Origin of the sequence: Burkholderia humptydooensis (genome assembly GCF_001513745.1) — a bacterium.
Lineage (GTDB): Bacteria > Pseudomonadota > Gammaproteobacteria > Burkholderiales > Burkholderiaceae > Burkholderia > Burkholderia humptydooensis.
Map to the genome: position 1 here is coordinate 1,455,042 of NZ_CP013382.1, position 23,514 is coordinate 1,478,555.

Here is a 23,514-nt window from a genome sequence, read left to right on the forward strand (position 1 = left end):
GGTGTCCTCAGGTAGTCAGTGATTGGACGAGCTCGATTCGCGAACCGATCCAGCGCATAACAGGTACGGCCATGCTGTTGCCGAGTGCCTTGTAGCGCGGGCCGTCTTCCACGTACGCTGTCCACGAGCCGTCCAGATTGGGCGCAAAAAGGTCCGGATATTTTCGGCACCGTTTGGCGCTCGGCCGCGCCCGCATTACACGAATGGGAATCCGCGTGTAGTCGTCCTGGAAGCCTTGCAGGCGCTCGCATTCGCGTGGCGTCAGCCGCCGCACCGTCGACCCGATCATCGCGTGCGCCTTGTCGCTTCCGCCCTGGCTTGCCCGAAGCGCCGGCATGACGCCCTCCGACAACTCCGGGAGATTGGCGCCGTCACGTCCGCGCAAACTCAACGCGACGGCCGCATGTCCGCCGCCAAACCCCTCTCCGCGCAACGTGCCCGCGATTTCGCCGATACTGAATGACGTGTCGCCGCCGGACTTGCAATCGAAGGCGATCACCGGCTCACTGGTAGCTGCAAGCGTGAAGCACGGATCGGTCGATTGTGGGTTCGACCGATTACTAGGGTTTGTCACCTGCTGAAGGTCATACGCACGCGCGACGAGCGGTACACCGCGGCCCGTGCCATCTTCGCTCGCGTCATAGCCACTTCCCTTCAACGTATGTGCAACGAGCGTTTCCGTCTCGAAGTCCTGCCGGCTCATCCCGCCCGCATTCAGGCAATACGATACGTCGCCCGTGCTTGCGATCAGTCCGCCGTCGTACTCGAAGTCGGTTCCGGGTCCGCCGCCGCTCTGAGGGCGTGCGCTAAGGCAGGCGGCAACACCTTCCCGCGCTTTGCGGCGCGGCGCCGGATACCCGAGCATGCCTTCGCGCTCAAAAAGAACCGCTGCGGCACGTCGCCAGTCTCCAAGATGTCCGACAACGAAGACACGCCGTCGTCGTTGAGGGACGGCGCGAGGGTGTGATTCCACTCGGACGTACTGAGCGTCAAGAACCCGGTATGCGAACCCATACCCGAGTTCTGCCAAGCCCCCGAGGAAGGTTCCAAAATCCCGTCCGCCGTTGGACGACAGGACACCGGGGACGTTTTCCCAGACCAGCCAGCGGGGAGCGTAGCGGCGAGCAATCGCAAGATAGGTGAGCATGAGGTTGCCACGCGGATCATCCAGCCCCTTGCGGAGTCCGGCGACGCTGAATGACTGGCAGGGAGTTCCGCCGACGAGAAGATCGATAGCTGCATCAGGCCATTCCTTGAAACACTTCATGTCCCCGAGATTGGGAACCGTTGGGTAGTGGTGGCGCAAGACAGCGCAGGGAAACCGCTCGATTTCGCTGAACCATGCTGGCCGCCAGCCGAGCGAATGCCATGCAACCGTAGCCGCCTCGATGCCTGAACAAACGGAGCCGTAGATCATTCGCAGAGCCCGGATGCAGACGCGCACGGGGCCGGTGGCTCGGCGAAGGCGGTCGAAGCGCTCATGCGTCTGCCACCTCATGCAAATGAATCAAGTAGTCAACGACCGGATTCCCGGTTGGCGTCTCCGTCCCCGCACGCGCCAGATCAATCGCGATATGCGCCGGAATTGACGCTCTACGCCAATACCTATAGAGCCCACTTTTCCTACCCGCCAAAATCTGGCGCATCTTCGGTGCGTCTTCCATCGTCATCACCCGCGAAACCACGTGTAGCGCGCTGCGGCGAATGGCCCGAGCCATTCGGACTCTCCCTCCGGATCGATGCGCAATGTCGATCCAGCCGGCGAGCGATTCGGTGCGTCGAGCGAGCACGCCGCGTCTTCGCTGCGGAACGGGTTGCCCTCATCGAGCGCCGCCCACGTGAACGTCTCCCGGTCGCTGTACGGACTTGTGTTTGAGATTCGGATCATAGTCACCCCCTCACGCGTGGACGCCGCAACGCATCCAGCCTGTGAACTCGAAAAAAAACGGGGCGCTTTGGAAGCCGCCCCGCCCAAAACTCGCCGTGCTATCCGAGGCCGAAAGTTTGCACGGCGAGTGACCACACGACAGCCCGGCTGCCGCGTGCTAAGCGCACGAAACCGGGCGAATCTCCTGCTGCACCGGCTGTTCCGGCTCGCCATGTACACCGCACCAGGCAATGACCGCGACGAGCGAAATCAACCAGATCGCCCAAAGCGGCAACGTCTTCTCGTTCCTTTTCATCCGCACTCCTATCGCTGAGTCGACCGACGCCGCGCGAGCTTCGCGAGCAGCGGTCGTAATTCGTTCATCGCATTGGCCGCCGCTTGATCGCCACGCGCCGTACGCGGTGGGGTGTACACAACAAAAGTCGGCACGCAAACGCCCGCGCCTATCCCAAGTTCCGCGAGGTCTTCGAACAGCGCTTCTCGCCGTTCAGCGACCCCGCGCTCATTCGATTGCTCCATGCCCTACCACCGATGCGAAGCAAGCTGTAACGCTTCATCGCGCGTCATCATGACCGTTGTGTCGCTCGCGTCCGGCTGCTCGCACCAGTGATATTCCCGGCAACCCGACGGCGTTTTCACGATGAAGTAGCCGCCGCGCATATACCGCTCAAAGAAAGGGCCGACTTCGACCACCCCCGGCGCAACGACGCGCGGCTGTGCTTGCGCGATATCGAAATCAGTCACGCGAGCCTCACAATCGAATGCACCCGCCCGATGCGCTTCAACGTCGCGCGTGGTCGATCGACATCAGCCGCATCGCTCGCGCGACGGCGTGCCATCTGCTCCGCGTTGCTCGCGCGAATCGCTCGCCGAATCGCAGTCGCTTCCGCCTCTTGTTGATTAGGAATGCTATAGACAATAGCCATTTCATCATCCCTCGATTGAATTCATTCGCGTCAGGAGCTGGCGTCCGCCGTCGCGCGGCTCGCCTTCAGTTGCGCGATATACTCACTGACTTTCGACAACCATTCAGCGGAAGCAGGCACACCATCGAATCCGCCTTTCGAAATCCACTTCAGGAAATAGGACAGTTCTTCGATCGGATCGCGCCGGTTCGTTCCGCCAAATCGCCTATGAAAAAGCTTGATCGCGCAGGGGCTTGGGACCCGATCACTACCACTATCGACGCGCAGTTCGAGCCACCCATATTCGATGCAGAACTGGTTGAATGTCTCGGCATCGCTCATGCGGACACACCGCGCGAATTCCGCAGATGTGCACCGCGTTTCGTGATTGGCGTCAGAAATGAGGCAGGCGCGATTTACCGCCGCATTGGCGCATACACCATTCACGATGCTCGCGACGTTCGAAACTGGTTCCTCGACAACGGCTTTACCGACGAAATCGGCATGGCGCACATTGCCGTGGAAGACTGCGATCACGTCTTTCGTCGTCATGCCTGACCGCCTTCCGTCGCTTGGTCGATATGCTCGATCGCGCGATTTGGATCTGACGTGCGCCAATCCGGCCACACGCGGCCTTCGTTCTCTGCCAGCTTCGCCGAAATCGCGGCCGTGATCTGCTCGGGCGTCGCATCGGTACGCCATGCACCATCGAGCCCGAGCAGAATCACATCGACCCATTCACGCAGATCGTCCGGCGCAGCCTCGACTTCCGCCAATTCCTTGCGAATGTGATTGCACACGCCGGCTGTGCGGCGCCCCGGCCCGAACGTGTGCTCCGAGAACGCGCGCTGCCGCCGCAGAAGCGCATGCATGTCGAACTCCGACTTGATCAGCATGCCGCGCGACTGTCCGGCATGACTTTCGACCATGCGTCGCAGCGCCGCCACATCGTCCGGCGACAGTTCGCGAATAGGCTTGATCACGACGACGGTTCGGCCGCCATCGCAATCACCCACATCTAACCCAATCCTCGCAACGGCAAGTGCGTTCGCCACGCGGGCCAACACCTCACCGCGCACTTCGTCCCACGCCTGGCGCCGCGATACCACGCCCGCGTGGCGAATCGCGACATCCCATAGCTCGCACTGGTGCTCCGACAGCAACGCCTTGGCGTTCTCGATGATCCGATCTGCGCAGGTCAACTCGCGACACAGCGCATCGACGCTGCCACCGTCAATCGCCGCTTGCCGTTCGTTGGCACGCGTGATGCCCTCTCCGATCACGGCGTCACGCTCGTTCATGTTCGCCCATTCCATCTTCTGGTCGAACGTGGCAACTGAAAGTGCGCTGCGGATGATGATGTGCGCGACGCGCAACTCGTCGCGCAGTTCGTTCATGATCGTCTTCATGCCGCCCATCCCCCGCGGAACGCGACCGGCGTTCGCGTCCACTTTTGGACTAATCCGATCATTGCGTCCATGAACGCACGGAAATACGGCTCGATCGTCTGGCGCACCAGCGCCGAAGGTGTAAGCGTTTGTTGCAGCGAAACGTGCATTTGACTTCCCCTTTCTCAACCCCTTGAACGGTTACGGCTTGAAAGTCGACCGGCGGCTGGATAGCTAGTCCAGCACCGGCGGGGTTGGGAACCGGCTGCCGAGTCGACAGGCGGATAATACTTCGCACCCTCGAAGCATGCAAGCCTCGAAGCATTGTGATCACGAAGCATTGAGGTCATGAACGTTGCATGTTCGAGAACATCGAAGTAATCTTGCCGTCGGGTTGATATTGATTTTTAAGGGGTTTCAATGAAGACGACCGTCGATTACCTCGACGAAGCCAAGCGTTGCCTTGGTGTCGAGTCCGACTATGCCCTGTCTAAGCGACTGGACATTCGCCAATCCACCATCAGCGGCTATCGTGCCGGCCGCAGCCATTTCGACGAGCTGACCGCGCTCAAGATCGCGCAGGCGTGCAATATCGATCCGATGGAAGTGATCGCAGCGGCCGCTTATGAGCGCGCAAAAACGCCTGACGTTCGCGATATCTGGATGGGGGCTTGGGAAAAATTTTCCAAGGGTTTTCGGTGGCTGGCGCTACCCGCTAACGCTTGCGGGGCCTTGGTCCCGCAGGTGTAACGCCAGCTAAAGTTAGCGATCCCTTTTTACCTTATGTCAAATTAAAGGCGCCGACAGACTCCCCATCCCAGCCCGCCGTTCAGCCCCAACTCCAGCCGCATCCATCCCGGCCGTTCACTTCCGTCAGGAAACCACCCCCTGAATCTTGTGCGAGAAGCTCGCCCGTTCCGCCTTGTCCATCAGCGAAAGAAACTCGTCGCGATCCATGTGGACCAGCTCTTCGTGATCGCCGGCCTCGAAATACACGTCCGGCTGCTGCGCAAGGCTATCGTCGAGGAACGTCTGCATCCCGTAGGCCATGCATACGGGCGGCAGCGCGCCCACGTCGCAATCCTTGAACAGTTCGCGCAGCTCGACTTCCTTCGCGAGCACGAGATGGCGTCCGGTCTTCGCCCACAGCTCCGATAGCCGCACCGCATGCGTCGTCGGCAGCACGGCCGCCACGTAGCCCTGCGCATCTTCGAGCAGCACGGTCTTCGCGAGACGATCGCCCGGAATATGCGCGGCCGCGGCCGCCTCCATGTTCGAGTGGCTGTACGGATGATGGATGACTTCGTATCGCGAAGCCTTCTGGCGCAGGCAGTCCTGCAAGGTGGCGGACATCGACATGGCACACCTCCGTCTGATAAACGTTGATCTCCGCCGGTTGGCAGGATTTTTCTAGCATAGGTCGCGTTCGCTCGTCCGAACAATCCCGCATCGCCGCATCTATGTCGGTTCCAGCCCTCTTTCCCGCAGCCAGTCGCGGTTGAAGAGCCGCGTGCGGTAGATGTCGCCGCGGTCGCACAGCAACGTCACGATCGTGTGCCCCGGCCCCATCTGCTGCGCCAGCCAGACGGCCGCCGCGACGTTGATGCCGCTCGATCCGCCGACGTACAGGCCCTCTTCGCGCAGCAGCCGGTAAACCATCGCCACGCAAGCGAGATCGTCGATGCGCACCGCATCGTCGATCGGCGTGCCCTCCAGATTGGCTGTCACGCGGCTCGAACCGATGCCTTCCGTGATCGAATTGCCTTCGACCCGGATCTCGCCCGTCTTCACGTAGCTGTAGAGCCCGCTTCCGTGCGGATCCGCCAGCACGATGCGGATCTCCGGATTGCGCTCCTTCAGGTAGCGGCTCACGCCCGCGAGCGTGCCGCCCGTTCCCGTCGCGCAGACGAACGCGTCGACCGTCCCGGCCGTGTCGCGCCAGATCTCCGGGCCGGTCGTCTCGTAGTGCGCCTGGCGATTGACGAGGTTGTCGAACTGGTTGGCCCAGATCGCGTTGTCGAGTTCGGCGGCGAGCCGCCCGGCGATCTTCTGATAGTTGTCCGGATCCTTGTAGGGCGCGGCCGGCACCGCTCGCACGTCCGCGCCGAGCGTGCGCAGCACTTCCATCTTTTCCGGCGATTGCGTTTGCGGAATCACGATCACGCAGCGATAGCCGCGCGCCGCGCACAGATGCGCGAGCCCGATGCCGGTGTTGCCCGCCGTGCCCTCGACGACGGTGCCGCCCGGCTTCAGCACGCCCCGCCGCTCGGCGTCTTCGATGATGTAGCGCGCCGCGCGATCCTTGACCGACCCGCCCGGGTTCATGAATTCGGCCTTGCCGAGTATTTCGCAGCCCGTCTGCGCGCTGAGCTTCGCCAGGCGGATCAGCGGCGTGCGCCCCACGCAGTCGACGAAACCATGCCGCACGTCCATGATCGCTCCTCCTTCCCCGCCCTTGCGCGCTTGGCCCCGCAGGTGGCGCGGCCTACACACAAGACAAGGATAGATGACCGCGCCGGCCGCCACCGCGCTTTCGTCGCCCGACGCCGCGTACTAAGCTGGAAAACGAGCCGGAACGCGATTGCGCCGCGGCGCTCGCCCGTCGGCGCGTCCACGCGGGCGCTCGCGTCACTACGAAACGAGGTGCGACATGCTGCAATTGCTCACCGTTGCGATCGACAAGCCCGAGACGACGAACTTCATTCTCGGCCAGACGCATTTCATCAAGTCGGTCGAGGACATCCACGAGGCGCTCGTCGGCGCCGTGCCCGGCATCCGGTTCGGCCTCGCGTTCTGCGAGGCGTCCGGCAAGCGCCTCGTGCGCCATTCCGGCACCGACGGCGCGCTGACCGAGCTCGCTTGCCGGAACGCGACCGCGATCGGCGCCGGCCATTGCTTTCTCGTCTTTCTCGGCGACGGCTTCTATCCGCTCAACGTGCTGAACGCGATCAAGGCGGTGCCCGAGGTCTGCCGGATTTTCTGCGCGACCGCGAATCCGACCGAGGTCGTCGTCGCGCAGTCCAATCAGGGACGCGCCATTCTCGGCGTTGTCGACGGCTTTCCGCCGCTCGGCGTCGAAAACGACGAGGACGTGCGCTGGCGGAAGGAACTGCTGCGCAGCATCGGCTACAAGGCGTAGCCGCCGCGCATCACCGGATGGCGAGCCGGGCGCGCTTGCCGCGCGCCGGCTCGATTCAGATCAGCCGAGCGGGCCGTCGAGGCGTGCGCCGAACCGCCCGATTCGCGGCAGATAGAATCGCGACGGATCGAGCGAGAACGCCACGCGGCGCGTGCGCCCCATGATCTCGTCGCGCGGGAAGAAGCCGTAATAGCGGGAGTCCGCGCTGTCGTCGCGGTTGTCGCCGAGCATCAGGTAAGCGCCGTTGGGCACGACCACCGGCCCGAACGAGCTGCGCGGGCTCGGCGCGTCGGGAGACAGACGGACGACGTGCGTCGCGCCCGCCAGCCGCTCGGCCCGGTATTCGCCCCGGGCAGTCGCGTCGCTCGACAGCAGATTCGCGCCGAGCGGCGCGTAGCGCACCCGCTTGCCGTCGATGTACAGCACGTTGTCGCGCATCTCGACGACGTCGCCGGGCAGCCCGATCACGCGCTTGACGAGCAGTTCGTGCGCGGCCGACGAATCGACGGTCACGATGTCACCGCGCTGCGGATCGCCCAGATGCGCGACGCGAACGTGCGTGAACGGCACGCGCAGGTCATAGGCGAGCTTGTCGACGAAGATGCGGTCTCCGAGCCTGATCGTCGGCAACATCGATCCGCTCGGCACGACGTTCCAGTCGGCCACCGCGCTGCGAAAGACCACCATGAAGAACAGGAAGGCGATCAGCTTCCTGTACTCCTTCCACCACGCCAAAATCGTCATCATGCTGTCAGGTTGCGCGTGCGCGCCGTAGCCGTGTGTGCGGGAACTATATCGCAAGCGCCGGCCCGCGGGCGCGTGAGCGCGCTCTCCGCCCCGCTCCGCGCCTCCCGATTTCCGCCAGGCATGGTGTAGGAAATCACCGACAAACAGCCGCGCCGGATGACTCGAAGTTCGTCGCCCGCTGATTGGAACGGCCCATTGCGTCGACGATACTTGGGTCACAACAAAGAGAATTTCATGTTCTGCGGCGGCGCTCGAGAGGCGCCGCGGTGAAGGAGACCAACATGAGCCTCGCTGCGCAAGATCTCATCGAACTGCTTCGTCTCGCTCAAGGCGGCGCCGGCGCGCTCACGCAGCATCTGTTGCGCGAAGTCGCCGGGAATCTGATCGCGTTCGGCGTGGCCGACTGCCGGGGCGGGTGCTGACCGCGTCGCGATCGAACGAGGCCGGCGCGCTTCCAGGCAGCGATCGGAAACAAACGGAAGCGATTCGGCCCGCCGCCGAAACCCGCACGATCCGCGCGCCGCGCCGCCTTCCTGACGGACTTGTCACCTCGCGGTCATCGCCGCGCTCCGCTCTGTCGTCACACTGAACGGGTCCGCCGTTGCGGCGACACTACCCGAGCGAGATATTCGATGAAACGAGCAACATCCACGGCCTTCGCGGCGCTCTTCGCCTTCGCCGCATCATCCGCGTTCGCGCACGGAATGCCCGAGCGCGTGTTCAAGGAGCGCAAGCCGATTCGCGCGGAGACGCCCCGGCAACAGCCGCATCGCGACGCGCCGTCGAGCGGCTGCGCATCCGGCTGCCCGTCGGCCCGCGCAACGCTGTCGCAGCGAGACCGCAGCGCGCCGGGCGCGAACCCGCCGTCGCGAACGTGACAAAAATGTCATGCTCGCCTCATGTTTGCATTGCGGCACGCCCGTAGCATCGATCGCGTTTCACCGGAACCCGATCACTCATGCCCAAGCGTATCTTCGCCGCACTCGTGTCGGCTGCGATCACGGCGTCGGCGGCGCAAGCGCAACCCGCGCCGGCCTCATCCGCGCCCGACCGCCAGGCCGCCGCATCGTCCGACGCCCGCGCGTCCTCCGTGCGCGCTGCGCGTTCGGCGTTCCCCGCGCCGCTTGCGTCGACTTCGGCGTCATCCGCCGCTTCGCCCGCGCTGTCGCTTGACGATGCGCTGACTCTCGCCGCGGCGAACAATCCGCTGCTGAAAAGCGCGCAATCCGGTGCCGACGCGTCCGTCAGCGCGCTCGTCCAGGCGGGCGCGCGGCCGAATCCGACCGTGTCGTTCCTGCAGGAAGGCTTCGACCGGCAGGAGCGGACGACGACGGGCCTCGTCAGCCAGACGATCGAGCTCGGCGGCAAGCGGCGCGCGCGCATCGACGCCGCGTCGTATGGCCGCGCATTCGCGCTCGCGTCGCTCGACGGCCGCGCGGCCGCGCTGCGCGCCGACGTGACGGGCGCGTTCTACGGCGTGCTTGCCGCGCAGCGGCAGTTGCAAGTGGCGGAGGAATCCGCCGCGATCGCCGCGCGCTCGGCCGACATGGCCGACAAGCGCGCCCGCGCCGGCAAGGTGTCGCCCGTCGAGGCGACGAAGGCGCGCGTCGCGCAGACGGCCGCGCAGATCGAGCTGTCGAATGCGCAAACGCGCGTGTCGGCGGCGCTCGCGCGGCTCGCGAACGCGACGGGCAGCGCGGACGTGCGCGGCCGCGTCGCGTCGGGCGATCTCGATGCGTTGCCGGGCGTCGAGCCGCTGCCGCAATTGCTCGGCCGGCTCGACGACGCGCCGCAAGCGCGCGCGGCGAAGGCCGATATGCTGCGCACGAACGCGCAGATCGCGATCGAGCGCGCAAAGCGCGTGCCGGACATCACCGTCAGCGCGGGCGTCAAGCACGTCGTCACGGGCGGCGCGCCGGACAATCAGGCGGTCGTCGGCGTGTCGATTCCGCTGCCGCTCTTCGATACGAACAGGGGCGCGATTCTCGAAGCCGTCCACCAGGCCGCGAAAGCGAACGCCGATTTCGACGCCGAGCGCGCGCGCCTGCGGCTCGATCTCGCGCAAGCCTACGCGAACTACGAGCGCTCGACGAGCGAAGCGCGGCGGCTGAAGGCCGACGTGCTGCCCGCCGCGCGGCAGTCGCTCGACGCGATGTCGCGCGGCTACCAGCTCGGCAAGTTCAGCTTCCTCGACGTGCTCGACGCGCAGCGCACACTGTTCGACGCGCAGTCGCGCTATGTGCAGGCGCTCGCCGACGCGCATCAGTCGTTTGCCGATATCGAGCGCGTCGTCGGCGCGCCGGCGCGCGACGCCGCCCGCCCCCTCGCCCAACTTCGCTGAAGAACTCGCCATGCAACGCACGCAACTGATCGTCGCCGGCGCGGCCGCGGCCGGCGTCCTCGCCATCGCGCTGGCGCTCGCGCGCTCGCCGTCCGCGCCGTCCACGTCGGCGGCCTCCGGGGCCGGCGCCGCCGCTGCCGCATCCGGCGCGACCGGGCCGCACGGCGGCGCGATGCGCGCGCAAGGCGCGCTGTCCGCCGAAATCGCGCTGTCCGAGAAGCCGGACGATGCGCGCCTCGTCGTCTATCCGTTCGTCGACGGCAAGCCCGTCGACAAAGGCGCAACTGTCTCCGGCACGCTGACCCGCCACGACGGCGGCCGCATCGCGTTGCAGTTCACGCAGGCCGGCGCGAAATACACGTCGGCGCAGCCGATCGCGAAGCCGCACGTGTTCGACGCGTCGATCGACGTGAAGGTCGGCGCGCGCCGCGCGTCGTTCCCGTTCTCGCGCGCGGACGGCGCGATCGCGCTGAACGACGGGCAGATCGGCGCGGCGAAGATCGGCGTCGCGCGCGCGGCCCCCGCGCAGATCGTCACGAGCTTCCAGTTGCCCGGCGAGATCAAGTTCAACGAGGACCGCACCGCGCACGTCGTGCCACGCGTCGCGGGGATCGTCGAGCGGGTCGCCGTGTCGATCGGCGAGAACGTCAGGCAAGGGCAACTGCTCGCCGTGATCGCGAGCGCGGATCTCGCCGACCGGCGCAGCGAGCTGATGACGGCGGAGCGCCGGCTGCAGGCCGCGCGCACGTCGTACGCGCGCGAAAAGACCTTGTGGGAGGAGCGCATCTCCGCGGAGCAGGATTACCTGCAGGCGCAGGTGCAATTGCGCGAGGCGGAAATCGCCGCGGCGAACGCGCGGCAGAAGCTCGCCGCGCTGAACGCGCGCGCCGCGCCCGGCGCGCTCAACCGCTACGAGCTGCGCGCGCCGTTCGCGGGCACGATCGTCGAGAAGCACATCGCGCCCGGCGAGGCGATCGCGGCCGATGCGAACGTATTCGTCGTGTCCGATCTGTCGTCGGTGTGGGCCGAAATGGCCGTGCCCGCGCAGCGCCTGAACGACGTGCGCGTCGGCCGCCACGCGAGCGTCAGCGCGGCCGCGTTCGAATCGAAATCGGGCGGGCCGATCGCGTACGTCGGCGCGCTGCTCGGCGAGCAGACCCGCACCGCGCCCGCGCGCGTCGTGCTGCCGAATCCCGACGGCGCGTGGCGGCCCGGAATGTTCGTCAACGTGACGGTGGACGCCGGCACGCAGAACGTGCCCGTCGCCGTGGCGAGCGACGCGCTGCAGGACGTCGACGGCGCGCCCGCCGTGTTCGTTCGAACGCCGAAGGGTTTCGTCGCGCAGGCGATCGAGACGGGCCGGCGCGACGACAAGACGGTGGAGGTCGTCAAGGGCCTCGCGCCCGGCCAGACCTACGCCGCCGCGAACAGCTTCGTGCTGAAGGCGGAGCTCGGCAAGGGCGTCGCCGACGAGCACTGACGCACCGCTCGCGCCGCACGCCGCTGCGCCTTGCGCCTCGCGTCGGCGCGCATCGTTTTCTTCGCATTCCAGAGGACCGTCACCATGTTCGAGCGCCTGATCCGCTTTGCGATCGCGCACCGCTGGCTCGTGATGCTCGCGATCGCCGCGGCCGCGTCGCTCGGTGTCTACAGTTACCAGAAGCTGCCGATCGACGCGGTGCCCGACATCACGAACGTCCAGGTTCAGATCAACACGTCCGCGCCCGGCTACTCGCCGCTCGAGGCCGAGCAGCGCATCACGTATCCGGTCGAGACCGCGATGGCCGGCCTGCCGAACCTCGAGCAGACGCGATCGATCTCGCGCTACGGGCTGTCGCAGGTCACCGTGATCTTCAGGGACGGCACCGACATCTACTTCGCGCGCCAGCTCGTCAACGAGCGCATTCAGGAGGCGAAGGACAAGCTGCCGCCCGGCGTCGCGCCCGCGATGGGGCCGACGTCGACGGGCCTGGGCGAGATCTACCTGTGGACCGTCGAAGCGGAGGCGGCCGCGCGCAAGCCGGACGGCGCGCGCTACACGAGCGCCGACCTGCGCGAGTTGCAGGACTGGGTCGTGCGCCCGCAGTTGCGCAACGTGCCGGGCGTGACCGAGGTGAACTCGATCGGCGGCTACGTGAAGGAATACCGCGTCGCGCCGAACCCGACGAAGCTGATGTCGTACGGGCTCACGCTCGCCGACGTCGTGCGCGCGCTCGAGCGCAACAACGACAACGTCGGCGCGGGCTACATCGAAAAGCGCGGCGAGCAGTACCTCGTGCGCGTGCCGGGCCAGGCGCGCTCGGTCGACGACATCGCGAACATCGTGCTCACGAACGTGGGCGGCGTGCCGGTGCGGGTGAAGGACGTCGGCGCAGTCGACATCGGCCGCGAGCTGCGCACGGGTGCCGCGACGGCCAACGGCGAGGAAGTCGTGCTCGGCACCGTGTTCATGCTGATGGGCGAGAACAGCCGCGCGGTCGCGAAGGCGGTGGCCGCGAAGATGGCCGACGTGAACCGCACGCTGCCCGCCGGCGTGCGCGCGATTCCCGTGTACGACCGCACGGTGCTCGTCGAGAAGGCCGTGCAGACGGTCAAGAAGAACCTGCTCGAAGGCGCGGTGCTCGTGATCGCGATCCTCTTCCTGTTCCTCGGCAACATCCGCGCGGCGGTGATCACCGCGCTCGTCATTCCGCTGTCGATGCTGATGACGTTCATCGGCATGGTCAACGCGAAGGTCAGCGCGAACCTGATGAGCCTCGGCGCGCTCGATTTCGGCATCATCGTCGACGGCGCGGTCGTGATCGTCGAGAACTGCATCCGCCGGCTCACGCACGCGCAGCACGCGGCGGGCCGCCCGCTCACGCGCGACGAGCGCTTCGCCGAGGTGTTCGCCGCGTCGCAGGAAGCGCGCCGCGCGCTGATCTTCGGGCAACTGATCATCATGGTCGTCTATCTGCCGATCTTCGCGTTGACGGGCGTCGAGGGCAAGATGTTCCATCCGATGGCGCTCACCGTCGTGATGGCGCTCGCGGCCGCGATGGCGCTCACCGTCACGTTCATTCCGGCCGCGGTCGCGCTCTTCATCGGCCGCCGCGTCGAGGAAAAGGAAAACCGGCTGATGAGCGCCGCCAAGCGCCTGTATGCGCCCGCGCTCGACGCGTTCGTCGCGCGGCCCCGGCAGGTGCTCGCGGGCGCGGCGGCCGTCGTCGCGCTCGCGCTCGTGCTCGCCACGCGGCTCGGCAGCGAGTTCATCCCGAGCCTGAACGAAGGCGACCTCGCGGTGTCCGCGCAGCGCATTCCGGGCACAAGCCTCACGCAGTCGATCGCGATGCAGCAGTCGATCGAGAAGGCGCTGAAGGCGCGCTTCCCCGAGATCGAACGCGTGTTCGCGCGCACCGGCACCGCGGAGATCGCCGCCGATCCGATGCCGCCGAACCTGTCCGACGGCTACATCATGCTCAAGCCCGTCGACCAGTGGCCGAATCCGCGCAAGTCGCGCGACACGCTGCGCCAGGAAATCGAGGCGGTGCTCGCCGAGCTGCCCGGCAACGCATACGAGTTCTCGCAGCCGATCCAGTTGCGCTTCAACGAGCTGATCTCCGGCGTGCGCAGCGATGTCGCGGTCAAGATCTTCGGCGACGACATGGCGGTGCTCGACGCGACGGGCGAGCGGATCGCCGCCGCGCTGCAGAAGGTGCCGGGCGCGTCCGAGGTGAAGGTCGAGCAGACGACGGGCCTGCCCGTGCTGACCGTCAACCTCGATCGCGACAAGCTCGCGCGCTACGGCGTGACGGTGGGCGACGTGCAGGACGCGGTTGCCGCGGCGGTCGGCGGGCGCAAGGCGGGCCTGCTGTTCCAGGGCGATCGCCGCTTCGACATCGTCGTGCGGCTGCCCGACGAGCTGCGCACCGACGTCGAGGCCATCAAGCGGCTGCCGATCGCGCTGCCCTTCCCCGCGCCGGCGGGCGCGAGCGGCCCGGTCGTCCAGGCGCCTTACGTGCCGCTCGCCGAGGTCGCGACGGTCGACGTCTCGCCCGGGCCGAACCAGATCAGCCGCGAGGACGGCAAGCGCCGCGTCGTCGTGAGCGCGAACGTGCGCGGGCGCGACGTCGGCTCGTTCGTCGCCGACGCGCGCGAGCGGATCGCGGCCGACGTCCAGGTGCCGGCCGGCTACTGGCTGTCGTGGGGCGGCCAGTTCGAGCAGTTGCAAAGCGCGAGCGAGCGCCTGAAGATCGTCGTGCCGCTCGCGCTCGCGATGGTGTTCGTGCTGCTGTTCGTGATGTTCAACAACGCGAAGGACGGCCTGCTCGTGTTCACCGGCATCCCGTTCGCGCTGACGGGCGGCGTCGCGTCGCTGTGGCTGCGCGGGATTCCGCTGTCGATCACGGCCGCGGTCGGCTTCATCGCGCTGTCGGGCGTCGCGGTGCTCAACGGCCTCGTGATGATCTCGTTCATCCGCAACCTGCGCGACGAAGGCGTGCCGCTCGACGCCGCCGTGCGCGACGGCGCGCTCACGCGGCTGCGGCCGGTGCTGATGACGGCGCTCGTCGCGTCGCTCGGCTTCCTGCCGATGGCGCTCGCCACGGGCACGGGCGCGGAGGTGCAGCGCCCGCTCGCCACCGTCGTGATCGGCGGCATCCTGTCGTCGACCGCGCTGACGCTGCTCGTTTTGCCGGTACTCTATCGGGTGGCGCACTCGGCGCCGCTGCGCGCGACGCTTAGCGAACGCCTTATCGACCGGCTCGCGGGACTCGCGCCCGCGGCCGTGCTGCGCCGTCGGCGCGAATCATCGAGGTGAATCCGGATGCGAATACTGATCGTGGAAGACGAGCCGAAAACCGGCATGTACCTGCGCAAGGGGCTGACCGAGGCGGGCTTCGTCGCGGACTGGGTCGAGGACGGCGTGACGGGCCTGCATCAGGCCGAGACCGAGGAATACGACCTGATCATCCTCGACGTGATGCTGCCCGGCCACGACGGCTGGACCGTGCTCGAGCGGCTGCGGCGCGAGCGCTCGACGCCCGTGCTGTTCCTGACCGCGAGCGACGACGTGGGCGACCGCGTGAAGGGGCTCGAGCTCGGCGCGGACGATTACGTCGTCAAGCCGTTCGATTTCGTCGAGCTGGTCGCGCGCGTGCGCTCGATCCTGCGCCGTGGGCAGGCGCGCGAATCGACGGTCCTCAGGATCGCGGACCTGGAACTCGACCTGACGCGGCGCAAGGCCACGCGCCAAGGCGACGTCGTGCTGCTGACCGCGAAGGAGTTCGCGCTGCTGTGGCTGCTGATGCGCCGCGAGGGCGAGATCCTGCCGCGCGCGACGATCGCGTCGCAGGTGTGGGACATGAACTTCAACAGCGATACGAACGTCGTGGACGCGGCGATCCGCCGGCTGCGCGCGAAGATCGACGACGCGTACGAGCCGAAGCTGATCCACACGGTGCGCGGGATGGGCTACGTGCTCGAAGTCAGGGGCGGGAGCGCGCCCGGCCGATGATCAGACGCCTGTTGCCCCGCACGCTGCGCGCGCGCCTGACGGCGCTCATCATCCTGTCGACCGCGGCGACGCTCGCGCTGAGCGGCATCGCGCTCTACAGCGCGCTGCACAACCGGCTCGCGGACATGTCGTCGCACGAAATGTCGGCGACGCTCGCGGCGATGCGCACGCATCTCGCGAACGTCGAGAACGTCGACGACATCCCGCGCAAATCGGATCTATGGGTCGATCAATTGCACGGCCACCAGAATCTGGATCTCGCGATCTACGATACCGGCGGCCGGTTGCTGTTCGCGACACGCGGCTTCGTCGCGCCGCGCGCGGCGCCCGCCGGCACGACGTTCGGCTATCTCGCGGGCGACGCGCCGCTGCGCGGCGCCGGGACGCGCACCGCGCGCGTCGTCGTGCAGTACGACGGCAAGAACGACCGTGCGCTGTTGCGCGCGTATGCTTACACGGTCGTCGTGATCGAGGTGCTCGCCGTCGTGCTGACGGCGGCGCTCGCCTACGGCATCGCGATGCTCGGCCTGAGCCCGTTGCGGCGGCTCGTCGCGCGCGCCGAGCAGATGTCGTCGAGCCGGCTCGCGCAGCCGCTGCCGGAGCTCGATACGTCGGGCGAGCTCAAGGAGATGGAGCATGCGTTCAACGGGATGCTCAAGCGCCTCGACGAATCGTTCGTCCGGCTGAGCCAGTTCTCGTCGAATCTCGCGCACGACATGCGCACGCCGCTCACGAACCTGCTCGCCGAGGCGCAGGTCGCGCTGTCGAAGCCGCGCACGGCCGACGAGTACCGCGACGTGATCGAATCGAGCATCGACGAATATCAGCGTCTGTCGCGGATGATCGAGGACATGCTGTTCCTCGCGCGCTCCGACAACGCTCAGCGCCATCTGGCGATCCGCACGCTCGACGCGGCGGCGGAGGCCGGGCGCGTCGCCGGCTATTACGAGCCGATGGCAGAAGACGCGGAGGTGAGCATCGTCGTGCGCGGCAAGGCCGGCGTGCGGGCGGACGCGCTGCTCTATCACCGCGCGCTCAGCAACCTGATCAGCAACGCGCTCAATCACGCGCCGCGCGGCTCGACGATCACGATCGACTGCACGCAGACCGCCAGCGCGACGACGGTCCGCGTATCGGACACTGGCCACGGCATTGAGCCGCAACACCGCGAGCGGATCTTCGAGCGGTTCTATCGCGTCGATCCGGCGCGGCACAACTCGGCGTCGGGCACCGGGCTCGGCCTCGCGATCGTGCGCTCGATCATGGAAAACCACGGCGGCACGTGCGGCGTCGACAGCGAGCCGCACGTGCGCACGACGTTCTGGCTGACATTTCCCGCGCACGCGGCTTGACCGGGCGCGCCGCCGCCCTGCGCCGTTCGCCCGCACGTCAGCGCGCGACGGCCCGATCGTGCTGATCGAGCGCGAGGCTGCTCTTGCCGTCGTGCACCGAGATCGCGTGCAGTTCCTGGTTGCGCTGGACGAGCGCCTCGCTCGGCGGATAGTCGTTCTTGCCGGCGGGCACGATGCCCTCGTGCTGCGCGCGAATCAGTTCCTGCCGAACCTCGTCGCGCGTCTTGCCTTGCGCGAATGCGGCGGGCGAGACGGCCAGCGTCGTCAGCGCCGCGGCGGCGGCCCATGCCATCAGTTTTTTCGTGTTCATCGCGAGTGCTCCATCGAGTAGATCCCTGTCGGGCGACAGTAGCCTCCACTTTGACCGTCGGACGGTACGCAGCCATGAGCGTGCGATGACAAATCCGTCATCTGCGCGCTGCGCGGCATCGATTCGATGACGGAAATGTCACGTTCGCGTCAGCGTGGCGCTGCGACGATCCCGTAGCATCTGCATTCCAAGATCGCCGCTCAGACGAAATTGGACCGAGGTTCTGGGTTCCCCTCGAGCACGCGAGGCGCATTGGCACCAGCAGGTGCTATCGCTCTTTGGCCGGACAGTTCCCCTGTCCGGCCTTTTTTTGATGCGCGCGCCGCATTGCCGAAGCACCCGCATCGAACGCCTCGCCTATCGCACGTCCTGCTTCGGCGACATCCTTGTCATGTTCGGATCACGTTCGCGCAGCAGCGCGCACGCAACATGTCCGCACATCGACATCGACGCGACCGCTCCACCGAGCCGCGTCGAGGCCGAATCGAACGATACGAAACAAGAGGAGCATCATGAAAGCGCCGATCATCGCAATCGCGTTCGGCATCGCGCTGGCAGCCTGCGCCCCGCTTCGCCAGGAGCCCCGCTCCGGCGCGGCGGGGCCGTCCGTCGCCTCGCCGGAGCGGGGCGGCGGCGACAATCCGGCGAGCGAATCGCGACGCCCGGCGAACGCAGTCGTCGACTACGCGGGACGTCCGTGCGTGAATCAGACGCTGTACGTGAAGATGCATCCGTGCATCTTTCCCCGGTTGCAGCGCTGAATCAGCAGGCTTGCGCTGCATGCCGCGCCCACGTCCTATCGTGCCGATTCGCGGCCCGACGGCCAGCGGTTCGCCGTCATCGCTTCACCGCCCTTCCCTCATCCGCCCTTCCCCGTCGATTGCTTATCGCGCCGCGTTTCATAACGAATCGCGAACTGCTTCTTTGTGTTTTACGGGCCCGCTTCGTATAACTGCGACTTGCCATGCGAACCGCCCCAACCGAAGAGCTTCCCCCTTGAGCACACTCGATCTCGACGCGCCGATCTCGACACCGATCCGCTCCGCGAGCGACGTCTCGCGCCTCATCAACGCGTCGGGTGCGCTCTCGGGCGGGCTGCTCGGGATGCGGCTCGCGTACCGGCTGCCGTCGCGGCGCGTCGCGATCGCGGGTTTCGCGCTGCAGGTCGCGGCGCTCGTCGCGCTCGCGCTGCTCGGCCATCCGCAGACCGCGCCCGGGATCGGCGCCGCGGTGCTGATGCTCGGTCTGTGGCTGTTCGCCGAGGGCTTCGGCCCCGGCGCGCAGATGATGATCTATCCGGCGCTGTCGTATCCGACGTCGATTCGCGGCACGGGGCTCGGCTTCGGGCGCGCGCTGACAGGCATCGGCAGCGCGTTCGCGCTGTTCGTGCTGCCGATCCTCAACGCGCGCCTCGACACCGGCATGTTCTGGATCGTGTCGATCGCCGCGTTCGTGCCGATCGTGTTTCTGGCGGCGATTCGCTTCGAGCCGACCGCGCGCGATGTCGATGTCGATGTCGATGTCGACGCCGGCGCGCATCCCGAAGGCGATCGGACGCGCGTGCGAGAAGCGGCGTAGGCGGCATGGCGGCTGCGTTCGGCATTCGCGCAGCGAACGACCGCCGCCGACCGCCCCGCGCCGATGCAAAGCGCGCGAATCGCCCGCCTTGCGTCGAATCACTTTCCGTTCACTCACCCGAGGACTCAGCCATGTCTCACGCCCCTGCCGATCCGGCGATCTCGACCGGCGCCGATTACGCGTCGCTCACAGCCCGCTTCCGGCCGATCTTCGCGCGCATCGCCGAAGGCGCGATCGAGCGCGACCGCACGCGCGCGCTGCCGCACGAGCCGATTCGCTGGCTGAAGGAAGCCGGATTCGGCGCGGTGCGCGTGCCCGTGCACGCGGGCGGCGCCGGCGCGTCGATCCCGCAGCTCTTTGAATTGCTGATCGAGCTCGCGGCCGCCGATTCGAATCTCCCGCAGGCGCTGCGCGGCCATTTCGCGTTCGTCGAGGACTGGCTGAACGCGCCGGCCGGCCCCGCGCGGCAGGCGTGGTTCGACCGCTTCGCAAGCGGCCAGCTCGTCGGCAACGCGTGGACGGAGGTCGGCGACGTCGCGCTCGGCGAAGTGCGCACGAAGGTGGCGAAGCGCGACGGCCGCTGGGTCGTGAACGGCGAGAAGTACTACAGCACAGGGGCGATCTTCGCCGACTGGATCGATGTCTACGCGCAGCGCGCGGACGACGGCAGCCCGGTGATCGCCGCCGTCGCGACGCATCAGGACGGCGTGATCCGCGACGACGACTGGGACGGCTTCGGCCAGGCGACGACGGGCAGCGGCACGACGCGCTTCGTCGATGCGCACGTCGACGAAGCGAACGTCATCGATTTCGCGCGGCGCTTCAAGTACCAGACCGCGTTCTATCAGTTGTTCCACCTCGCGACGCTCGCCGGCATCGGCCGCGCGGTCGAGCGCGACGCGAGCGCGTTCGTGCGCGGGCGCAAGCGGATCTACAGCCACGGCAACGCGCCGCGCGTGAGCGACGACGCGCAGATCCTGCAGGTCGTCGGCGAAATCTCGGCGTGGGCGTACGCGGCCGAGGCGATCGCGCTGCGCGCCGCGCAGCCGTCGCAACGCGCTTACGAAGCGCACGCCGGCGGCGACGCGGCCGCCGTGCACGATGCGAACGTCGCGGCCGAAATTGAATCGGCGCAGGGGCAACTGGTGGTGTCGGAGCTCGTGCTGCGCGCGGCAACGCATCTGTTCGACGCGCTCGGCGCATCGGCGATCAGCGCGACGAAGGCGCTCGATCGTCACTGGCGCAACGCGCGCACGGTCGCGTCGCACAATCCGCTCGTCTACAAGGCGAGGATCGTCGGAGATCGCGCCGTCAACGGGACCGAGCCGCCATACGTCTGGCAGATCGGCACGGGACCCGGCACGCGGGAAGATCAGGAAAAGGCGGCATGACGGACGTCGGCGCGCGACGCGTCGCGGAACGCCGCGCATGCCCGCCCGTCGCCCGTGCGTGCGGCGGGCGGGCCGACCGCTAGCGCGCCGGCGTCAGGTGTTGCTGCCGACGACGTTCAGGCCGCCCGCGCCGCTGAACGTCAGCGTGTTGTTGGTGTTCAGCACGTTGTCCCACGTGCTGCCGCGCGTCGTCACGATCTGCGAGCCGTTCGCGAACGCGCCGTTCGCCGCCGCCGTGATGACGAGCCCGTTCAGGTACGGATTCTGGTTGTTGCCGTATTCGACCGTCTGCTTTCCGTTGACGGCCAACGATACGGCGATCGTCGAGCCGGATTGGCTGGGATCGGAACCCTGGCGAGTCACCAGCTCGATGTTGAGCGGCAATCCACTTTGATTGACAAGATTCTTGTAAGCCATGTCGCATCTCCCAGGCGGGCCGGGTTGCGGCGGCTGGCGGCGCCGGCCCGCCGGAACGCGCCCCGCCAGCCCGTGAAGCCAGTTCGAATACTAGGCCATCGTCCGCCTCGCGAACCTAGCATTTCTGGTAGGCGTCCGGTCGGGCCGGCCGATGCAGAGGCGCGGCGGTCTGCTCAGAACAGGCCCGGAATCACCCGGTAGCGGACCGAGCGCCTGTAGGCGCGATACGCGGCGTCCTCGGACAAGAGCCGCTCCTCGCGACGAATCCGGCCGACCTGCAATCCGATCTGCAGCGCGACCGCGATCAGGTTGCGCGCGCTGAAGTTCGTGAGCAGGAAGCCTGCGTCGATGATCAGGTAGCCGAGATACATCGGATGCCGGACGAACCGGTACGCGCCGCGCGAGACGACGCCGCGATTCGCCGGCAGGATGCCGAACGATTTTCTCAGCGACACCTTCGCGAACAGTTGCCAGAACAGGCCGAACAACTGGATCGCCGCGCCCGTGGTTTCCGGAATCAGTTGCCGGCTCGCGGTGAGCTGGAAGACGAGATAGTAGAAGGTGCCGCCGAGCGAGAAGAACAGCGCGAGCGGGCTCCAGTCGCGCTTTTTCGGCGGCTCGGCGAACAGCGACAGGCCGACCGTCAGCGTCGTCGAGACCGCGAGCAGGATCAGCGTGATGCGCGACGGATCGAGCCGCCACTGCGTGTACGCCGCATACGCGAAAACCCCGAGCGCGAGCGCCGCGACGACGCGCGCGAACACTTCGATCAGGATGCCGCAGAAACCGGCGGCCCGGGGCGCGGCGCACGGACGGGCGGCGGCCGCCAGCGCGGCCGTGGCGCCGTGCCGCCGCGTCGTGGCCATCGATGGTCGGACCTCGTGCTCCATCGCGCCCCCCTGTTCGTCGCGCACTGCTTTTATGTGGGTCGAGCTTATCACGCTGCCGCCGCGCACCCGCACGCCGAATCTAAAAATTAGGTTAATTGTTCGGAAATCGAGACGACGATTTTCCCGACTCCGTCAAATGCAATCGTTTGCGAATCTCCCGTCAAAACGAACCGCGCGATCTTCGCCGAATCACCCGCGCGCGGGCTGTTCATACGGGTTTTCCAGCACGTCTGGCGCGGGATCCGGTCATTCCGGAAGCACTCACGGAGGGTTTTGCTTTATCGGATTCTTTGCAATCGCCGACATTTTCCGGCTCGCCTGCAATCAAGCCCATTCGATTTAACGGTGCGCCGCTCGATTTACTTGGCATTCCGCTGAAGTTTATTTTTCATTGCACCGACAAAATCGAGATGACGATCGAGGGTTCACACCGATCGCCGACATCGACCTCGTCCACGAAGCCGTCCACCGCGCCGCCGATTCCCGCTGCGCATCTTTGCTTGTGCGGCCCGCGCATTTGCGGCAATCCCATAACCAAAGCACGAATCCATCGTTCCCTTCGCCGGCGCTGTTGCACAGAATCGTTCGTTCGTCTCACTGCCCGCATCCCGCGCCCACGAATCATGTCACGCCCGCTTGCTCCGCTCGCCCGCCTGTTGTCCACGCTGTTCGCCGCCTCGCTCGCGATCGGCATCGCCTCCGCGTCCGCCGCTACCGCCGGTGCGCCGCCCGCCCCGTCCGGCCACGCGCCGCTGCCGCTCGCCGGCAAGCGGATCGGCATCACGGCGGCCGGCACCGATCATTACTGGGACTTGCAGGCATACCAGGGCGCCGTCGACGAAGTGAAGCGCCTCGGCGGCACGCCGATCGCGCTCGACGCCGGCCGCAACGACAGCCGCCAGATCGCGCAGATCCAGACGCTGATCGCGCAAAAGCCCGATGCGATCATCGAGCAGCTCGGCACCGCCTCCGTGCTCGAGCCGTGGCTCCGGAAAATCCGGCAGGCGGGCATCCCGCTCTTCACGATCGACACGGCTTCGCCGTCGAGCGTGAACGTCGTCACGTCGGACAACTTCGTGATCGGCTCGCAGCTTGCGCTGAAGCTCGTCAACGACATCCGCGGCGAAGGCAACATCCTCGTGTTCAACGGCTTCTACGGCGTGCCCGTGTGCGCGATCCGCTACGACCAGTTGAAAGCGGTGCTGAAGTGGTATCCGAAGGTGAGGATCATCGAGCCCGAACTGCGCGACGTGATCCCGAACACCGCGCAGAACGCGTATGCGCAGGTGAGCCAGTTGCTGCAGAAATATCCGAAAGGCTCGATTTCAGCGATCTGGGCCGCGTGGGACATTCCGCAGGTCGGCGCGACGCAGGCGGTCGACGCGGCCGGCCGCGGCGAGATCCGCACGTACGCGGTCGACGGCAGCCCCGAGGCGGTCGCGCTCGTGAAGAATCCGAAATCGAGCGCGGCGGCCGTCGTCGCGCAGCAGCCGGCGCTGATCGGCCGCACCGCGGTGCGCAACGTCGCGCGCTATCTGGCGGGCGACCGGTCGCTGCCCGCGTATACGTTCGTGCCGTCGGTGCTCGTCACGAAGGACGACGCGGGCGGCGCGCCGCGCACGCTCGGGCAGACGTCCGCCGCCGCCGAAGTCGTGCGGCGATGACGGCGGCGCC

At 66.9% G+C, this 23,514-nt stretch carries 24 protein-coding genes and 1 pseudogene; 13 read left to right on the plus strand and 12 right to left on the minus strand.

The window, feature by feature from the left end; all coding sequences use genetic code 11:
* Positions 1–7: 7 nt before the first annotated feature.
* From AQ610_RS32000 to AQ610_RS25460, 6 genes are all read right to left on the minus strand, one after another.
* On the minus strand, positions 8–1,417 hold the full coding sequence (locus AQ610_RS32000) for a DNA cytosine methyltransferase (protein WP_043282853.1): 1,410 nt from the start codon (positions 1,415–1,417) through the stop codon (positions 8–10).
* A 252-nt stretch (positions 1,418–1,669) separates the two neighbouring features.
* Positions 1,670–1,888 (minus strand): hypothetical protein, encoded by a 219-nt coding sequence (locus AQ610_RS25445; protein ID WP_006027273.1) that lies wholly within the window; start codon positions 1,886–1,888, stop codon positions 1,670–1,672.
* Positions 1,889–2,045: 157 nt separating this feature from the next.
* Positions 2,046–2,183: a hypothetical protein gene (locus AQ610_RS32005; RefSeq protein WP_006027274.1), complete on the minus strand. Its 138-nt coding sequence runs from the start codon at positions 2,181–2,183 to the stop codon at positions 2,046–2,048.
* Positions 2,184–2,410: 227 nt separating this feature from the next.
* Positions 2,411–2,632 (minus strand): hypothetical protein, encoded by a 222-nt coding sequence (locus tag AQ610_RS25450; RefSeq protein ID WP_009897093.1) that lies wholly within the window; start codon positions 2,630–2,632, stop codon positions 2,411–2,413.
* A 212-nt stretch (positions 2,633–2,844) separates the two neighbouring features.
* Complete coding sequence (locus AQ610_RS36470) at positions 2,845–3,345, minus strand: hypothetical protein (RefSeq protein ID WP_144411887.1); 501 nt, start codon at positions 3,343–3,345, stop codon at positions 2,845–2,847.
* Positions 3,342–4,211, minus strand: a complete 870-nt coding sequence (locus AQ610_RS25460) for a dATP/dGTP pyrophosphohydrolase domain-containing protein (RefSeq protein WP_006027278.1) — start codon at positions 4,209–4,211, stop codon at positions 3,342–3,344. Before AQ610_RS25460 ends, AQ610_RS36470 begins: the two co-directional genes overlap by 4 nt.
* A gap of 390 nt (positions 4,212–4,601) precedes the next feature.
* Between AQ610_RS25460 and AQ610_RS25465 the strand changes: the two genes are divergently transcribed.
* On the plus strand, positions 4,602–4,931 hold the full coding sequence (locus tag AQ610_RS25465) for a helix-turn-helix domain-containing protein (protein WP_009909341.1): 330 nt from the start codon (positions 4,602–4,604) through the stop codon (positions 4,929–4,931).
* A gap of 123 nt (positions 4,932–5,054) precedes the next feature.
* Here the strand turns inward: AQ610_RS25465 and AQ610_RS25470 are convergent, their stop codons facing one another.
* Positions 5,055–5,540, minus strand: a complete 486-nt coding sequence (locus tag AQ610_RS25470; RefSeq protein WP_009914978.1) for an aminoacyl-tRNA deacylase — start codon at positions 5,538–5,540, stop codon at positions 5,055–5,057.
* A gap of 99 nt (positions 5,541–5,639) precedes the next feature.
* A complete protein-coding gene (locus tag AQ610_RS25475; protein ID WP_009914977.1) occupies positions 5,640–6,614 on the minus strand; it encodes a cysteine synthase A in 975 nt (324 codons plus the stop codon).
* Between the two features lie 217 nt (positions 6,615–6,831).
* Between AQ610_RS25475 and AQ610_RS25480 the strand changes: the two genes are divergently transcribed.
* A complete protein-coding gene (locus AQ610_RS25480; protein WP_006027281.1) occupies positions 6,832–7,320 on the plus strand; it encodes an adenosine-specific kinase in 489 nt (162 codons plus the stop codon).
* Positions 7,321–7,380: 60 nt separating this feature from the next.
* Here the strand turns inward: AQ610_RS25480 and lepB are convergent, their stop codons facing one another.
* Positions 7,381–8,067, minus strand: coding sequence for a signal peptidase I (gene lepB, locus AQ610_RS25485; protein WP_006027282.1), 687 nt, complete (start codon positions 8,065–8,067; stop codon positions 7,381–7,383).
* A gap of 281 nt (positions 8,068–8,348) precedes the next feature.
* Between lepB and AQ610_RS32025 the strand changes: the two genes are divergently transcribed.
* The 7 genes from AQ610_RS32025 (at position 8,349) to irlS (ending at position 17,254) form a co-directional block, all read left to right on the plus strand.
* Positions 8,349–8,489, plus strand: coding sequence for a hypothetical protein (locus AQ610_RS32025; protein WP_009914975.1), 141 nt, complete (start codon positions 8,349–8,351; stop codon positions 8,487–8,489).
* 210 nt (positions 8,490–8,699) lie between these two features.
* Positions 8,700–8,945: a hypothetical protein gene (locus AQ610_RS25490; protein ID WP_006027284.1), complete on the plus strand. Its 246-nt coding sequence runs from the start codon at positions 8,700–8,702 to the stop codon at positions 8,943–8,945.
* An 80-nt stretch (positions 8,946–9,025) separates the two neighbouring features.
* Positions 9,026–10,408 carry a TolC family protein gene (locus tag AQ610_RS25495; RefSeq protein ID WP_006027285.1) on the plus strand — a complete coding sequence of 461 codons (1,383 nt, stop codon included), beginning with the start codon at positions 9,026–9,028 and terminating at the stop codon, positions 10,406–10,408.
* A 10-nt stretch (positions 10,409–10,418) separates the two neighbouring features.
* The gene (locus AQ610_RS25500; protein ID WP_006027286.1) at positions 10,419–11,888 is read left to right on the plus strand and encodes an efflux RND transporter periplasmic adaptor subunit; all 1,470 of its coding nucleotides are present in this window, start codon (positions 10,419–10,421) and stop codon (positions 11,886–11,888) included.
* A gap of 84 nt (positions 11,889–11,972) precedes the next feature.
* Complete coding sequence (locus tag AQ610_RS25505; RefSeq protein ID WP_009914971.1) at positions 11,973–15,206, plus strand: efflux RND transporter permease subunit; 3,234 nt, start codon at positions 11,973–11,975, stop codon at positions 15,204–15,206.
* 6 nt (positions 15,207–15,212) lie between these two features.
* A complete protein-coding gene (gene irlR, locus AQ610_RS25510; protein ID WP_006027288.1) occupies positions 15,213–15,902 on the plus strand; it encodes a heavy metal response regulator transcription factor IrlR in 690 nt (229 codons plus the stop codon).
* Positions 15,899–17,254 carry a heavy metal sensor histidine kinase IrlS gene (gene irlS, locus AQ610_RS25515; RefSeq protein ID WP_006027289.1) on the plus strand — a complete coding sequence of 452 codons (1,356 nt, stop codon included), beginning with the start codon at positions 15,899–15,901 and terminating at the stop codon, positions 17,252–17,254. The genes irlR and irlS overlap by 4 nt, the downstream gene beginning before the upstream one ends.
* Positions 17,255–17,291: 37 nt before the next feature.
* Here irlS and AQ610_RS25520 read toward each other — a convergent pair whose 3' ends face one another.
* On the minus strand, positions 17,292–17,564 hold the full coding sequence (locus tag AQ610_RS25520; protein ID WP_006027290.1) for a DUF4148 domain-containing protein: 273 nt from the start codon (positions 17,562–17,564) through the stop codon (positions 17,292–17,294).
* Between the two features lie 512 nt (positions 17,565–18,076).
* Between AQ610_RS25520 and AQ610_RS25525 the strand changes: the two genes are divergently transcribed.
* The 3 genes and pseudogenes from AQ610_RS25525 (at position 18,077) to AQ610_RS25535 (ending at position 20,533) form a co-directional block, all read left to right on the plus strand.
* Positions 18,077–18,325 (plus strand): hypothetical protein, encoded by a 249-nt coding sequence (locus AQ610_RS25525; RefSeq protein ID WP_006027291.1) that lies wholly within the window; start codon positions 18,077–18,079, stop codon positions 18,323–18,325.
* A 304-nt stretch (positions 18,326–18,629) separates the two neighbouring features.
* Positions 18,630–19,142 (plus strand): annotated as a pseudogene (locus AQ610_RS25530) (MFS transporter); the annotation flags it as partial.
* 131 nt (positions 19,143–19,273) lie between these two features.
* Positions 19,274–20,533, plus strand: a complete 1,260-nt coding sequence (locus AQ610_RS25535; protein ID WP_006027293.1) for an acyl-CoA dehydrogenase family protein — start codon at positions 19,274–19,276, stop codon at positions 20,531–20,533.
* A 93-nt stretch (positions 20,534–20,626) separates the two neighbouring features.
* On the opposite strand, the gene AQ610_RS34830 is transcribed toward AQ610_RS25535, so the two are convergent.
* Together AQ610_RS34830 and AQ610_RS25545 are read right to left on the minus strand one after the other, a co-directional pair.
* The gene (locus tag AQ610_RS34830; RefSeq protein WP_015602490.1) at positions 20,627–20,950 is read right to left on the minus strand and encodes a hypothetical protein; all 324 of its coding nucleotides are present in this window, start codon (positions 20,948–20,950) and stop codon (positions 20,627–20,629) included.
* 173 nt (positions 20,951–21,123) lie between these two features.
* Positions 21,124–21,816 carry a methyltransferase family protein gene (locus tag AQ610_RS25545; RefSeq protein ID WP_006027295.1) on the minus strand — a complete coding sequence of 231 codons (693 nt, stop codon included), beginning with the start codon at positions 21,814–21,816 and terminating at the stop codon, positions 21,124–21,126.
* 647 nt (positions 21,817–22,463) lie between these two features.
* On the opposite strand from AQ610_RS25545, the gene AQ610_RS25550 reads away from it, so the two are divergent.
* Entirely contained in the window at positions 22,464–23,504 is a 1,041-nt protein-coding gene (locus tag AQ610_RS25550; RefSeq protein ID WP_045554744.1) for a sugar ABC transporter substrate-binding protein, read from the plus strand.
* Positions 23,505–23,514 lie beyond the last annotated feature (10 nt).